Annotated in this window: 14 protein-coding genes; 11 read left to right on the top strand and 3 right to left on the bottom strand. The window is 37.3% G+C overall.

Going from position 1 to position 13,206, the window contains the following annotated elements:
• Positions 1 to 51: 51 nt before the first annotated feature.
• Positions 52 to 1,314 carry a tyrosine--tRNA ligase gene (gene tyrS, locus IGL23_RS07365; protein ID WP_430619634.1) on the top strand — a complete coding sequence of 421 codons (1,263 nt, stop codon included), beginning with the start codon at positions 52 to 54 and terminating at the stop codon, positions 1,312 to 1,314.
• A gap of 255 nt (positions 1,315 to 1,569) precedes the next feature.
• Here tyrS and IGL23_RS07360 read toward each other — a convergent pair whose 3' ends face one another.
• Positions 1,570 to 1,860 carry a hypothetical protein gene (locus tag IGL23_RS07360; protein ID WP_002393362.1) on the bottom strand — a complete coding sequence of 97 codons (291 nt, stop codon included), beginning with the start codon at positions 1,858 to 1,860 and terminating at the stop codon, positions 1,570 to 1,572.
• A gap of 436 nt (positions 1,861 to 2,296) precedes the next feature.
• On the opposite strand from IGL23_RS07360, the gene IGL23_RS07355 reads away from it, so the two are divergent.
• From IGL23_RS07355 to ybaK, 8 genes are all read left to right on the top strand, one after another.
• Positions 2,297 to 2,959, top strand: coding sequence for a YdeI/OmpD-associated family protein (locus IGL23_RS07355; protein ID WP_033594795.1), 663 nt, complete (start codon positions 2,297 to 2,299; stop codon positions 2,957 to 2,959).
• Complete coding sequence (locus IGL23_RS07350) at positions 2,959 to 3,426, top strand: DUF1801 domain-containing protein (protein ID WP_002369299.1); 468 nt, start codon at positions 2,959 to 2,961, stop codon at positions 3,424 to 3,426. Before IGL23_RS07355 ends, IGL23_RS07350 begins: the two co-directional genes overlap by 1 nt.
• A 10-nt stretch (positions 3,427 to 3,436) precedes the next feature.
• The gene (locus tag IGL23_RS07345; RefSeq protein ID WP_430619633.1) at positions 3,437 to 4,330 is read left to right on the top strand and encodes a deoxyribonuclease IV; all 894 of its coding nucleotides are present in this window, start codon (positions 3,437 to 3,439) and stop codon (positions 4,328 to 4,330) included.
• Positions 4,331 to 4,523: 193 nt separating this feature from the next.
• The gene (locus IGL23_RS07340) at positions 4,524 to 4,742 is read left to right on the top strand and encodes a YneF family protein (protein WP_002357397.1); all 219 of its coding nucleotides are present in this window, start codon (positions 4,524 to 4,526) and stop codon (positions 4,740 to 4,742) included.
• 198 nt (positions 4,743 to 4,940) lie between these two features.
• Positions 4,941 to 6,692, top strand: a complete 1,752-nt coding sequence (locus IGL23_RS07335) for an ABC transporter ATP-binding protein (protein ID WP_033594793.1) — start codon at positions 4,941 to 4,943, stop codon at positions 6,690 to 6,692.
• Positions 6,692 to 8,476, top strand: a complete 1,785-nt coding sequence (locus IGL23_RS07330; RefSeq protein ID WP_033594791.1) for an ABC transporter ATP-binding protein — start codon at positions 6,692 to 6,694, stop codon at positions 8,474 to 8,476. The genes IGL23_RS07335 and IGL23_RS07330 overlap by 1 nt, the downstream gene beginning before the upstream one ends.
• A 155-nt stretch (positions 8,477 to 8,631) precedes the next feature.
• The gene (aroD, locus tag IGL23_RS07325) at positions 8,632 to 9,393 is read left to right on the top strand and encodes a type I 3-dehydroquinate dehydratase (RefSeq protein ID WP_002365737.1); all 762 of its coding nucleotides are present in this window, start codon (positions 8,632 to 8,634) and stop codon (positions 9,391 to 9,393) included.
• Positions 9,390 to 9,905, top strand: a complete 516-nt coding sequence (ybaK, locus tag IGL23_RS07320) for a Cys-tRNA(Pro) deacylase (RefSeq protein ID WP_025186625.1) — start codon at positions 9,390 to 9,392, stop codon at positions 9,903 to 9,905. The genes aroD and ybaK overlap by 4 nt, the downstream gene beginning before the upstream one ends.
• A gap of 129 nt (positions 9,906 to 10,034) precedes the next feature.
• On the opposite strand, the gene IGL23_RS07315 is transcribed toward ybaK, so the two are convergent.
• Positions 10,035 to 10,442 (bottom strand): ribonuclease HI family protein, encoded by a 408-nt coding sequence (locus IGL23_RS07315; protein WP_002357402.1) that lies wholly within the window; start codon positions 10,440 to 10,442, stop codon positions 10,035 to 10,037.
• A gap of 100 nt (positions 10,443 to 10,542) precedes the next feature.
• Between IGL23_RS07315 and IGL23_RS07310 the strand changes: the two genes are divergently transcribed.
• Positions 10,543 to 11,004: an EbsA family protein gene (locus IGL23_RS07310; RefSeq protein ID WP_002366775.1), complete on the top strand. Its 462-nt coding sequence runs from the start codon at positions 10,543 to 10,545 to the stop codon at positions 11,002 to 11,004.
• A gap of 104 nt (positions 11,005 to 11,108) precedes the next feature.
• On the opposite strand, the gene IGL23_RS07305 is transcribed toward IGL23_RS07310, so the two are convergent.
• Entirely contained in the window at positions 11,109 to 11,315 is a 207-nt protein-coding gene (locus IGL23_RS07305; RefSeq protein WP_002357404.1) for a cold-shock protein, read from the bottom strand.
• Between the two features lie 178 nt (positions 11,316 to 11,493).
• On the opposite strand from IGL23_RS07305, the gene IGL23_RS07300 reads away from it, so the two are divergent.
• Positions 11,494 to 13,164: a formate--tetrahydrofolate ligase gene (locus IGL23_RS07300; protein ID WP_002371060.1), complete on the top strand. Its 1,671-nt coding sequence runs from the start codon at positions 11,494 to 11,496 to the stop codon at positions 13,162 to 13,164.
• Positions 13,165 to 13,206 lie beyond the last annotated feature (42 nt).

Below are 13,206 nucleotides of genomic sequence, written 5' to 3'. Positions count from 1 at the left end.
ATGAATAGGGGAATTTGATCTATTATTATGTTTTACTATAGGAGGAAAATCATGAATTTAGCTTTTTTTGAAGAATTAAAAGCCCGTGGGTTGGTCTACCAAGTCACAGATGAAGAAGCCTTACAAAAACAATTAAATGAAGAATCTGTTAAATTATATATCGGCTTTGATCCAACGGCAGACAGTTTACACATCGGGCATCTACTGCCAATTCTCATGTTACGTCGTTTCCAACAAAATGGTCATGTGCCCATTGCTTTAGTTGGTGGCGGAACAGGCATGATTGGTGATCCATCATTCAAAGATGCAGAACGTAGTTTAAACACACTTGATACAGTGAAAGCTTGGTCTGAAAGTATTAAGGGCCAGTTGTCACGTTTTATCGATTTTGAAGATGAAAAAAATCCAGCGATTCTAGCAAATAACTATGATTGGCTTGGAGAGCTTTCATTAATTGATTTCTTACGTGATGTTGGAAAAAACTTTACAATTAACTATATGATGAGTAAAGAAAGCGTGAAACGCCGAATCGAAACAGGAATTTCTTATACTGAATTTGCGTATCAATTATTACAAGCGTATGATTTCTTGAAATTGTACGAAACAGAAGGCTGTTTATTGCAATTAGGCGGCAGTGATCAATGGGGGAACATTACTTCAGGGATTGAATTATTACGCCGAGAACAAGAAGTTCAAGGATTCGGCTTAACCATGCCTTTAATTACAAAAGCAGATGGTACCAAATTTGGTAAAACAGAAGGAAACGCAGTTTGGCTAGATGCGGAAAAAACTTCGCCATATGAATTTTATCAATTCTGGATTAACACAGATGATCGTGATGTCGTGAAATTCTTGAAATACTTTACTTTCTTAACATTGGATGAAATTGCAACAATTGAAGAAGAATTTACAGCAAACCCAGGTCAACGTGCTGCGCAAAAAGCGTTAGCCAAAGAAGTCACTACTTTAGTCCACGGTGAAGCAGCCTATCATCAAGCGGTTAAAATTTCAGAAGCTTTATTCAGCGGAGATATCCAAAGCTTAACAGCAGAAGAAATTAAACAAGGCTTTAAAGATGTACCAACGTACGAGGTGCAACCAGAGGATCAATTAAGTTTAGTCGACTTATTAGTTACCTCAAAAATAGAACCATCCAAACGTCAAGCCCGTGAAGATGTTCAAAATGGAGCGATTTACGTCAATGGAGAACGTCGACAAGATTTAGCAGCTGAATTGACAGAAACTGATAAAATCGAAGGGCAATTTACTGTGATTCGTCGCGGGAAGAAAAAATATTTCTTGTTAAAATACTAAAAAACTGTCAACTTCAATCTTATATGGTTTATAAATTAAAAATAATAGTTAACAGTTAATACTAGCTTAATATTTTGCTTTAGGAAGACTTGTTTACCTTAATGTAAGCAAGTCTTTTTATAAAGTTTTGCTTATAGTACTAGAATCAATAGTCACCAACATTATCTTGAACGGTTTATTATATAAAAATACCGACCAAGTTTCTCTGGTCGGTATTCTGTCTAATTTTTAAGTCTCACTACAGATAGCCAATCCTTACTTGTATAATATTACTGTATGGAAACCTTCCATAGATCCTGACAGACCTTGATTTTGTAGTGAATCAATTTTTATATCAACAATTTCATAACCATCTAACTGCATAGAAGATATTATTTCATCAATTTGCGTAGTGTATTTGTCCTCACAGCCAAAATTTTGATTAATCCATTTACTAAAACTATTTACCATAACTAGATGAGTTAAACCATCTTTAGGTTTTAAAAATTTTTTTATTTCTTTTTGATAAATAGATTCTGCAGCACTTTTTTGTCCTTTTGTAAACATTCCCACTCTATTTCACCACCTTTCCAGTAAAATTATTATTGCTAATATATTTATTGCTTCAAGCTTTTTGTGAATGTCCAAAGTGTTAATCACTAATAAAGTTAGACTATTATTCCTCTCTATGGTGATTCATTAAGGAAAAGTATTGGTTAAAGCATATAGACGATAAAGATAGTATATCAATGTTCACAAAAGTCTACAATAAAAATTCAAATTTGTTATAGACTATATTAGAAAAGTAATGGGTGGGTATTGTTGTATCAACAATAAGGAGGACTGTAAGAAAAGTCCTTTGTCAAGATAGTATTGAAATAAAAAGCTGAAAATCAAAAGGACAAATGTTACAAAAAACTCTTTTTTACTATTGGGCATATTCAATTACAGATAACTTGTGCTATGCTAGAATAAAAAGTGCAGTCGCTATAAGGAGTAGGTTATGAAATCAATTGTCGAAAAGTTAAACTTAACGAAGTATCAGCACCCAGTTATTTTAAATAGACCACGGGCAGAGTATCTATCTGAATTTGCTTCAGCCGCGCAGCAATTACCCTCAGAACCAGTTGAGCTGATTTTTGCATTTGTAAAAACGATGGCGGAATTTCAAGAGATTGTTTCAATGGTGATTGAAGGTCAACATTTAGTAGAAAATGGGTTGTTATATGTGGCTTATCCGAAAAAAGGCAATAAAATGTATCCAACTTTTGTCCACCGAGATGAAATTTTTCCAACATTACAAGTAAACGAGGCAGATGGGTATATTAAAGGATCAACTTTAAAATTTAATCGTATGGTTAGTTTAGATGAGACTTTTACGGTTGTCGGCATGAAGAATGTTCTTAAAAAGCCAGCGAAGAATCAGACCAGTTCTGCTGTTGGGGATTATGTTCAATATTTACCAGAAATTGAAGCGTTGGTACAAACAGAACCAGCTGCTGCAGCGACATTCGCTGCATTAACGCCTGGTTATCAAAAAGAGTGGGCGCGGTATGTATTTAGTGCAAAGCGAGCGGAGACACGGAAAAAGCGGCAAACTGAAATGTTAGCCATTTTAAAAGAAGGCTATAAAACCAAAGCGCTTTATCAGCAAAGGAAGAAATAATGGCGCAGTCAATTGAAACAGTTACAGCATACATCGAAACAGTTGAACCAAACTGGCGAATTGCTTATCAGCAAGTATTAGACGTCGTTTCGCAAAATTTGCCAGCAGGATTTGAATTAACAATGCAATATGGCATGCCAACCTTTGTTGTGCCGCTTTCAGTATTTCCAGAAGGCTATCTCAACCGTGGTGATGAACCGTTACCATTTATCAGCTTAGGCGCTACTAAAAGGCAAGTAGCTTTATATCACATGGGATTAATGGGAAATGAAGCCGTCCGAAGTTGGTTTCAAGAAGCCTATCAGGAACAAGTGTCAACAAAGCTAAACATGGGGAAAAGTTGTCTTCGCTTCACTAATCCTAAGCGAATACCCTATGAACTAATTGGCGAATTAGTAACAAAAATCACGCTAGAAGAATGGCTGCAACAGTATCAACACTACCAAAAGAAAAAGAAGAATTATTAGGAGGAACCACATGTTATTAGGATCACACGTTAGTATGAGTGGCAAGAAAATGCTATTAGGCTCTGCCGAGGAAGCGGCTAGTTATGGCTCAACAACCTTTATGATTTATACAGGTGCGCCACAAAACACGCGCCGGAAACCGATTGAAGAAATGAATATTGAAGCTGGGCAAGCTTTTATGAAGGAACACAATTTAAGTAATATCGTCGTTCATGCCCCGTATATTATTAATTTAGGTAATACAATTAAAACGGAAAATTTCGGTTTTGCCGTAGACTTTTTGCGTCAAGAAATTGAGCGAGCACAAGCGTTGGGAGCAACGCAAATCACGTTACACCCAGGTGCGCATGTTGGTGCAGGTCCAGAAGCCGGCATCAAACAAATTGTTAAAGGTCTAAACGAAGTCTTGTGGAAAGAGCAAATCCCTCAAATCGCTTTAGAAACAATGGCTGGTAAAGGGACCGAAATCGGCCGTACATTTGACGAACTAGCTGCGATTATTGACGGAGTTACGCTGAATGATAAACTTTCTGTCACTCTGGATACTTGCCACATTAATGATGCAGGTTATAATGTAAAAGATGATTTTGATGGCGTATTAGTTGAATTTGATAAAATTATCGGATTGGATCGTTTAAAAGTTATTCATGTGAATGATTCTAAAAATCCTATGGGCTCACATAAAGATCGTCATGCCAATATTGGCTTTGGCACTATTGGTTTTGAAGCTTTAAACGGTGTGGTTCACCATGAAAAATTAACTGCTTTACCAAAAATTTTAGAAACACCTTATGTCGGAGAAGACAAAAAAAATAAAAAGGCCCCTTACGTCTTTGAAATTGCGATGTTAAAAAATCAAACATTTGATCCAGAATTATTAGAAAAAATTCAAGGACAAAACTAAAGCAACAATCGCTCTTAAAGGTCCTATTGACATTTAAGAGCGTATATTTTTGACTTTTAATCACTATTTTGCAAAAAAATCAGACTTTTTTCATTATTTAAGAGAAATCCCGCAAAAAGAACTTTTCTTTTTTTGCTATTTCTAGTAAAATAATTCATTGAGAGCAAAACTATACGGAGAGGAGAGAGTTTCAATGGCAACAGGTTGGGTAGTATTAATCGCAGTAATCGCTTTATTAGTAGGCGCTGCAGGGGGCTTTTTCCTTGCACGCAAATATATGCAAGATTATTTCAAAAAAAATCCTCCCGTTAATGAGGATATGTTACGCATGATGATGGCATCAATGGGTCAAAAACCGTCAGAGAAAAAGGTTAGACAAATGATGCAACAAATGAAAAACCAAGGAAAATAGTAAAGGTTATTCAGGTAATCATGAATAAGTGTAAAAACGGGCTGATTTTCAGTCCGTTTTTTTGTTGTTTTGCGGGAGAATAGGATAATCTAGGAGGAAAAGAGCGAGACGTTTAATCAAAAACAACACAATAACGAAGAAACCTTCTAGCTCGAAAGTAGTCTTCGTAGAACAACAAAGTAAAGGAGGGACAACTGAATGTCCATATTCAAAAAATTAGGCTGGTTTTTTAAGCAAGAGAAAAAAAGTTATATTATTGGGGTTTTCTCATTAATGATGGTCGCTCTTGTTCAATTAGTCCCGCCCAAAGTTATTGGCGTCGTTGTAGATGAAATCGTTAACAAAGAAATTCGCTTAACGAAAATTATCGTGTGGGTTGCACTCTTGATTGGTGCTGGGCTTGCCCAATATCTTTTTCGCTATATTTGGCGGATGCATATTTGGGGGAGTGCCGCTCGTTTGGAAAAAGAGCTACGGACTCAATTATTTCATCATTTCACAAAAATGGATAGCATCTTTTATCAGAAATATCGGACAGGTGACTTGATGGCGCATGCAACCAATGATTTAAATGCCATCCAAAATGTGGCTGGAGCTGGGATTTTAACGTTTGCCGACTCTGTGATTACGGGAGGAACAACGATTATCGCAATGATTCTATTTGTCGATTGGCGCTTAACATTAATTGCTTTATTACCGCTGCCTTTATTAGCCGTCACTTCACGAGTTTTAGGTTCTAAGTTGCATGATGCCTTTCGAGATTCACAAGCTGCTTTTTCAGCGATTAATGATAAAACACAAGAAAGTATCACTGGAATTAAAGTCATTAAAACATTTGGGCAAGAAAAAGAAGATCTTGCTGATTTTACAGAGAAAATTGATGATGCTATCGTCAAAAATAAACGAACGAACTTTTTAGATGCACTGTTTGATCCTTTTATTACGCTGATTATTGGTGTTTCTTATGTTTTGACAATTATTATTGGTGGTCGTTTCATCATGGAAGGAACGATTAGTTTAGGTCAGTTGGTCTCTTTCATTGCCTATATTGGGATGCTAGTTTGGCCAATGTTTGCGATTGGGCGCTTATTTAATGTGTTGGAACGTGGGAATGCTAGTTACGATCGTGTGAACGAATTATTGCATGAAAAAACGCATATTATCGAACGAAAAGATGCCATCAAAACAATGGCGCAAGGAACAATTTCAATGAAGATTGATTCTTTTTCTTATCCAAAAGAAGAGGCAGTGGCGTTGGAAAATATCCAATTTTCGTTGCAAGAAGGAGAAACTTTGGGGATTGTTGGCAAAACAGGCGCTGGTAAAACCACTATTTTGAAGTTGTTGATGCGTGAATATGACCAATACCAAGGAACGATTTCCTTTGGAAAACATGACATTAAAAATTACACATTAGATGCATTGATGGGTGCAATGGGTTACGTGCCACAGGACCATTTTCTCTTTTCCATGACGGTACGAGATAACATTCGTTTTGCTAAACCAGACTTGGAACAAGCGGCAGTTGAAAAAGCGGCAGCATTAGCATTTATTAACCAAGAAATTAAAGCATTCCCTGAAGGCTATGACACAATGGTTGGGGAACGTGGCGTTTCGCTTTCTGGAGGACAAAAACAACGGATTTCTATTGCACGGGCCTTGATTGTTGAACCAGAATTGTTAATTTTAGACGATGCCTTATCTGCAGTCGATGCGAAGACTGAAGAGGCGATTTTATCAAATCTAAAAGAAACGCGCCAAGAAAAAACCACTATCATTACAGCGCATCGTTTAAGTAGTGTCATGCATGCCAAAGAAATCTTAGTGTTGGATGAAGGGAAAATTATTGAACGGGGGACGCATCAAGAGTTACTGGCTCAGAAGGGTTGGTATCAGCGGATGTGGGAAAAACAGCAATTAGAAGCGAAAATTGAAGGGAGTGAGAGTTAATGGAAGAAAAGTATCAATCCGAATGGTCCAGAGAATTACCGTTGAAAGAACAATTAACGATTGTTCAGCGTTTGTTTCGTTTTGCCAAACCGTTTCGACGCATGTTTTACACAGCTATTCTCTTTGCATTTGTCTTATCAATTATCAATATTCTTTTGCCTAGAGTCATTCAAGTTTTTATGGATAATTATTTAACGCCTAAAGCTGCTACAATGCAGGTGATTCTAACTTTTGCTGCTATTTATTTTTTTGGTGTCATTGTCAAAAGTATTGTTTGGTTTTTCCAATGGTATTTGTATTCGATGGCTTCTTTAAAAACGTATCAATATATACGAGTGAAATTATTTGAAAAATTACACACTTTAGGTATGCGTTATTTTGATCAAACACCAGCGGGTTCGACGGTGTCTCGTGTTACAAATGATACAGAAACATTGTTTGAATTCTGGTATGTATTCCTAATGGTGATTACAGGAATTTTTGCCGTAATCTCGTCATTTTTTGCAATGTTTCAACTCAGTCCAGAAATCTCATTTTATTGTCTAATTTTCTTGCCGATTTTATTAGTTGTGATTTGGTATTACCAAAAATTTAGTTCAAAATTATATCGCAGTATGCGGGAAAAATTAAGTCAATTAAACACCAAACTAAATGAATACATCTCTGGTATGCAAATCATTCAACAATTTCGCCAAGAAAAGCGTTTGGAAAAAGAATTTGAGGAAACCAATGATGATTATTTAAAAACACGAGTAGCAATGATTCGTATGAATTCGTTATTATTAAGTCCCATCATTAATTTGTTGTATACGTTGGCGATTGCATTGGCCTTAACTATGTTTGGCATCGATGCTTTACATTCTCCTGTAGAAGCGGGGATGATTTATGCTTTTGTAACATATGTCCAAGCTTTTTTTAATCCGATGACACAAATGATGGACTTCCTAAGTATCTTTACAGATGGGATTGTCGCAGGTAGCCGTATTTTAAAAATTATGGATACGGAAGAATTAACGCCGCAACAATCAGTAGGTGCGAATGGGGAAATTATTCGCGGGAAAATTGAATTTCGCAATGTTACTTTTTCTTATGACGGCAAAAACGAAGTATTGAAAAATATTAGCTTTGTCGCGAATCCCGGGGAAACCGTCGCTTTAGTCGGTCATACAGGAAGTGGTAAAAGTTCAATTATTAATGTACTCATGCGTTTCTATGAATTTTATGAAGGGCAGATTTTAATTGATGATCGTGACATTCGTGATTTTCCCATGACAGAATTACGAGAAAAGATGGGCTTAGTATTACAGGACGCTTTCATGTTTTATGGAGATATTGCTGGAAATATCCGTTTACTGAATCCCAATATTACAGATGAGCAAATTAAACAGGCTGCGGAATTTGTTCAGGCAGATAAATTTATTCACACGTTACCCAATACCTATCATGCGAAAGTCATTGAACGAGGAGCGAGTTATTCTAGCGGACAACGTCAATTAATTTCGTTTGCACGAACGATTGTGACTGATCCCAAAATTTTAGTTTTAGATGAAGCAACCGCTAATATTGATACAGAAACAGAAGGATTGATTCAAGAAGGATTAGCCAAAATGCGTCAAGGGAGAACGACAATTGCGATTGCGCATCGCCTTTCGACGATTCGTGATGCAAACTTGATTTTAGTTTTAGACAAAGGGCAGATTGTAGAACGAGGAACGCACGAAACGTTACTGGCAGAAGGTGGCCTTTATGCGGATATGTATCAGTTACAAAGTACGGAAGTTTAACGTAACAACAGAAAGAGTTAAATAACCCAAACAAAGGCATTTAGTGTTAGGGAATTCCTAATTCTAGGTGTCTTTGTAGCTCTTTAAATTGCAAAAAAGAATAGAAATGGTATGATATGAAGAGAGAAAAACAAACGAGGAAGTTAGGTGGAACTGTGAAGCCAGTTATAGTCAAAAATGTGCGAATAGGTGAAGGGAATCCCAAAATTGTGGTGCCCATTGTTGCTCCAACAGCCGAGGATATTTTGGCCGAAGCAACGGCGAGCCAAACACTAGATTGTGATTTGGTGGAATGGCGTTTAGACTATTATGAAAATGTCGCTGATTTTTCCGATGTATGTAATCTTTCACAACAAGTAATGGAACGGTTGGGGCAAAAACCGTTATTGTTAACTTTTCGTACACAAAAAGAAGGCGGCGAAATGGCTTTTTCTGAGGAAAATTATTTTGCTTTGTATCATGAATTAGTGAAAAAGGGTGCGTTGGATTTATTAGATATTGAATTATTTGCGAATCCGCTGGCGGCAGATACGTTAATTTACGAAGCTAAAAAGATGGGGATTAAAATTGTTCTCTGTAATCACGACTTTCAGAAAACACCGTCGCAAGAGGAGATTGTCGCGCGGTTACGCCAAATGCAAATGCGTCAGGCGGATATTTGTAAAATAGCTGTGATGCCACAAGATGCGACAGATGTACTTACGTTACTTTCAGCAACCAATGAAATGTACACCCATTATGCATCCGTCCCAATCGTTACTATGTCAATGGGACAGTTAGGGATGATTAGTCGCGTAACAGGTCAACTGTTCGGGTCGGCACTAACTTTTGGCTCAGCCCAGCAAGCGTCCGCACCGGGCCAACTATCCGTACAAGTATTAAGAAATTATTTAAAGACATTCGAACAAAACAAGTGATTCAGAAGGTGAAAAAAGTGGCAAAGAAAAAAACACAACAAAAAACGAATGCGATGCGCATGGTAGAACAACATAAAGTACCATATAAAGAATATGAATTCGCTTGGAGCGAAGATCATTTAAGTGCAGAAAGTGTTGCTGAAAGTTTAGGTATTGACAAAGGACGAATTTTTAAAACCTTGGTTACAGTAGGTAATAAAACAGGTCCAGTCGTGGCTGTCATTCCTGGTAATCAAGAATTAGATTTGAAAAAATTAGCGAAAGCTAGTGGCAACAAAAAGGTAGAAATGCTTCACTTAAAAGATTTAGAAGCAACCACAGGCTATATTCGTGGGGGCTGTTCCCCAATTGGGATGAAAAAACAATTTCCCACCTATTTGGCTGAAGAAGCTCAACAATATTCTGCAATTATTGTTTCTGCAGGCAAACGTGGCATGCAAATTGAATTAGCGCCTGAAGCAATCCTTTCGCTAACCAATGGACAATTTGCGGGAATAACGACAGAAGAATAAGTGGTTATAAGAAGAAGTCGAGACAGAACCGTTTATCTGTTTTTAAACGTGGAGCAAAAATCACTAGGGATTTTTGCTCCACGTGTTTAATTATCAAATTAATAAAGGAAAAGCATTAAGTAAACAGTGCTACTTTTTATTGGGATAAAATTTTTGTAATGCTTGCCGTGCGAGCATATCGGCCGCTTTGTTTTGACTTTCAGGTAGCCATTTGATTAAGAGCAAAGGGAAATTCTTTTCTAGTTGTTGATATTCTGCTAAATAAGGCTGGTACTTTTCATTTTTAGCATAGTTTTTTTCAATTGTTTGGACAACAATTTTGCTATCTGAGTGGAGAAGAACGGTTTGTTGATTGTCTTCATTGGCAATCGCTTGCTTTAAAGCTTCAATCAGCACTTTAAATTCGGCTTCGTGATTACTAACAATGCCTAAAGGCACATGCAATTGTTGCCGCGATTGGTCGGTGAGGTAAACGATACCGCCGCCAGATTCACCTGGATTGCCTTTTGTTGCAGCATCTACATAAATTCTTAACATAAAATTACTCCTAATTTCTTTTTGTTCTTAAAAAAAGTATGTTACTATTATAACATATTTAAATTTAGCGGCGTTGATCCAGAAGTAGTGAGGGCACTTTATGAAAAAACAGAAATTCTATTGGCAGCCAGAATTAGCATCAACAATTATTTACTGGTCTTGCACATTTTGTATATTATTTATTAGTTTAATTTTAGCATTGGAAAATAATGGTCCTTACTTGATTAGTAATCTGGTGATGGTTCCATTTTTTGTGTTTGCGTATCTAGGAATTGCGCGGTCTTTTAACCTGACAGAAACATCTTTAATTGTCAGAGATGTTTTATGGTTTCGCAAAAAAGCACTTCCGCTTTCTCAGATAGAAAAAGTAACCTACAATGAAAAAAGCATCGAAATTTTTTCCTCAGAATTTAAGGAAGGCTCAAAAGTCTTTTTAATGAAAAAGAAAACGATTCCGTTATTTCTTGAGGCACTTAAGGTAAAAAAGCCTGAATTGAAGGTAGCAGAAGATCATTCTTTGGGCCTTCATAAAAAAGAAGAAAAAAACAAGAGTGAGTCATAAGTCGAAACGACTGGTGACCCACTCTCAAAATCTTAAAATAATCAGCTGAAACAAACGCTACGTTTACTTACTTTTTGGAGCTAAGCGCTGTTGGTTCAGCTTTTTTAGTTATCTATTTTTTTGACATGTGCTGCTTGTAGCCCACGATTGCCTTCCATTATCTCGAATTCTACAGATTGATTCTCATCAAGTGATTTGAATCCGTCACCTTCTATAGCAGTGAAGTGGACAAAAATCTCATCTTCTTCGTTGTAAACGATAAAACCATAACCTTTTCTGTTATCGAACCATTTGACAATTCCTTTTTGCATCCAATTCACGCTCCTTTTAGATTTGTAAAGACACTTTCATTATACGAGAAAAGGCTACCAAACGTCAATGGTTGGGTTGTTTAAAAAAGGTTATTCTAGCCATTCTATTCAATACAAGCTATAATTTAAAAGAAACAATGTGTCACAAAGACGATAAAGAATTGAAAAGGGGTCCGTTATGAAGACAGATATTAACATTGCACAAGCAGCAACATTAAAACCTATTCAAGAGATTGCCGAAACAATCGGTCTTTCAGAAGATTCGCTAGAACTTTATGGGAAATACAAAGCGAAAATAGATTTTCCAACGCTTCAATCCTTAGAAGCGAAACCAGAAGGTAAATTAATCCTCGTTACGTCGATTAATCCAACGCCAGCAGGAGAAGGAAAGTCAACCGTGACCATTGGTTTAGGAGATGCATTAAATCAAATCAATAAAAAAACAGTTATTGCCCTAAGAGAACCATCATTAGGTCCTGTGATGGGGATTAAAGGTGGCGCAACAGGTGGCGGTTACGCACAAGTATTACCAATGGAAGAAATCAATTTGCATTTTACTGGTGATATGCATGCCATTACGACAGCCAATAATGCCTTAGCTGCGTTACTAGATAATCATTTACAGCAAGGAAATGAATTAAAGATTGATTCTCGGCGGGTGATTTGGAAACGTGCAGTGGATCTAAATGATCGTGCGCTCAGACAGGTCGTTGTTGGTTTAGGCGGTCCTTTCCAAGGTGTACCAAGAGAAGACGGTTTCGATATTACTGTGGCAAGCGAAATTATGGCGATTCTTTGTTTAGCGCAAAATTTAACGGACTTAAAAGAACGCTTAAGTCGGATTATTGTCGCCTATAATGACCAAAGAGAGCCGGTGACGGTTAAAGATTTAAACGTGGCAGGTGCCCTGACTTTATTATTAAAAGACGCCTTAAAACCTAATTTAGTTCAAACGATTGAAGGAACTCCAGCTTTTGTTCACGGTGGTCCTTTTGCCAATATCGCTCATGGATGTAACAGTATTTTAGCGACAAAAACGGCTTTGCATCTAGGGGATTATGTCGTAACAGAAGCAGGTTTTGGTGGCGACTTGGGTGGCGAAAAATTTTTAGATATTAAAGTACCTTCTTTAGGAAAAGCACCCGATGCCGTTGTGATTGTGGCAACGATTCGCGCGTTGAAAATGCATGGCGGTTTGGCGAAAGATCAGTTAGCAGAAGAAAATTTACCAGCGTTACAAAAAGGCTTTGCCAACTTAGAAAAACATATTCAAAACATGCAACGTTATGATGTACCAGTAGTTGTTGCAATTAATGAGTTTACACAGGATACAGAGAAGGAAATTCAACTGTTGAAAGAAGCCTGCCAAGCGTTAGGCGTGCCCGTCGAGTTAACAAGTGTTTGGGCGCAAGGTGGCGCAGGTGGCACGAATCTAGCGAAAACAGTGGTAGCAGAGATTGAAGCCAATACAAAGCAGTTTCAACCTTTATATAACCCTCGCCAAACAATTGAAGAAAAAATTCAAGCCATTGTACAAACGATTTACGGCGGGGAACAGGCGATTTTTTCTCCGAAAGCGCAAAAACAAATCGCAGACTTTACAAAAAATGGTTGGGATCAATTACCAATCTGCATGGCGAAGACACAGTATTCACTTTCTGACGATCCTCAAAAATTAGGACGGCCAGAAGGATTTACGATTACAATTCGTGAACTAGTTCCAAAAATCGGTGCAGGGTTTATCGTGGCGTTAACGGGTGACATTTTAACGATGCCTGGCTTGCCGAAAGTTCCTGCTGCGTTAAATATGGATGTGGACGAAACGGGTCAAGCAAGCGGTCTCTTTTAAAGCCGCTCTTTCCTGAGACCTATTTTTAGTATATACTTTAAA

It is taken from the genome of Enterococcus sp. MSG3299 (assembly GCF_050555765.1).
Classification (GTDB): Bacteria; Bacillota; Bacilli; order Lactobacillales; family Enterococcaceae; genus Enterococcus; species Enterococcus faecalis.
This window is presented reverse-complemented; position numbering and strand designations above follow the sequence as displayed.

Bases quoted from the DNA above. Each gene is read 5' to 3' on its own strand.
- IGL23_RS07355 (WP_033594795.1), top strand. From the start codon at position 2,297: ATGAAATCAATTGTCGAAAAGTTAAACTTAACGAAGTATCAGCACCCA.
- tyrS (WP_430619634.1), top strand. From the start codon at position 52: ATGAATTTAGCTTTTTTTGAAGAATTAAAAGCCCGTGGGTTGGTCTAC.
- IGL23_RS07315 (WP_002357402.1), bottom strand. From the start codon at position 10,442: ATGTTAAGAATTTATGTAGATGCTGCAACAAAAGGCAATCCAGGTGAA.
- IGL23_RS07305 (WP_002357404.1), bottom strand. From the start codon at position 11,315: ATGCAAAAAGGAATTGTCAAATGGTTCGATAACAGAAAAGGTTATGGT.
- IGL23_RS07335 (WP_033594793.1), top strand. From the start codon at position 4,941: ATGTCCATATTCAAAAAATTAGGCTGGTTTTTTAAGCAAGAGAAAAAA.
- IGL23_RS07350 (WP_002369299.1), top strand. From the start codon at position 2,959: ATGGCGCAGTCAATTGAAACAGTTACAGCATACATCGAAACAGTTGAA.
- IGL23_RS07360 (WP_002393362.1), bottom strand. From the start codon at position 1,860: ATGTTTACAAAAGGACAAAAAAGTGCTGCAGAATCTATTTATCAAAAA.
- IGL23_RS07330 (WP_033594791.1), top strand. From the start codon at position 6,692: ATGGAAGAAAAGTATCAATCCGAATGGTCCAGAGAATTACCGTTGAAA.
- IGL23_RS07340 (WP_002357397.1), top strand. From the start codon at position 4,524: ATGGCAACAGGTTGGGTAGTATTAATCGCAGTAATCGCTTTATTAGTA.
- IGL23_RS07345 (WP_430619633.1), top strand. From the start codon at position 3,437: ATGTTATTAGGATCACACGTTAGTATGAGTGGCAAGAAAATGCTATTA.
- IGL23_RS07300 (WP_002371060.1), top strand. From the start codon at position 11,494: ATGAAGACAGATATTAACATTGCACAAGCAGCAACATTAAAACCTATT.
- IGL23_RS07310 (WP_002366775.1), top strand. From the start codon at position 10,543: ATGAAAAAACAGAAATTCTATTGGCAGCCAGAATTAGCATCAACAATT.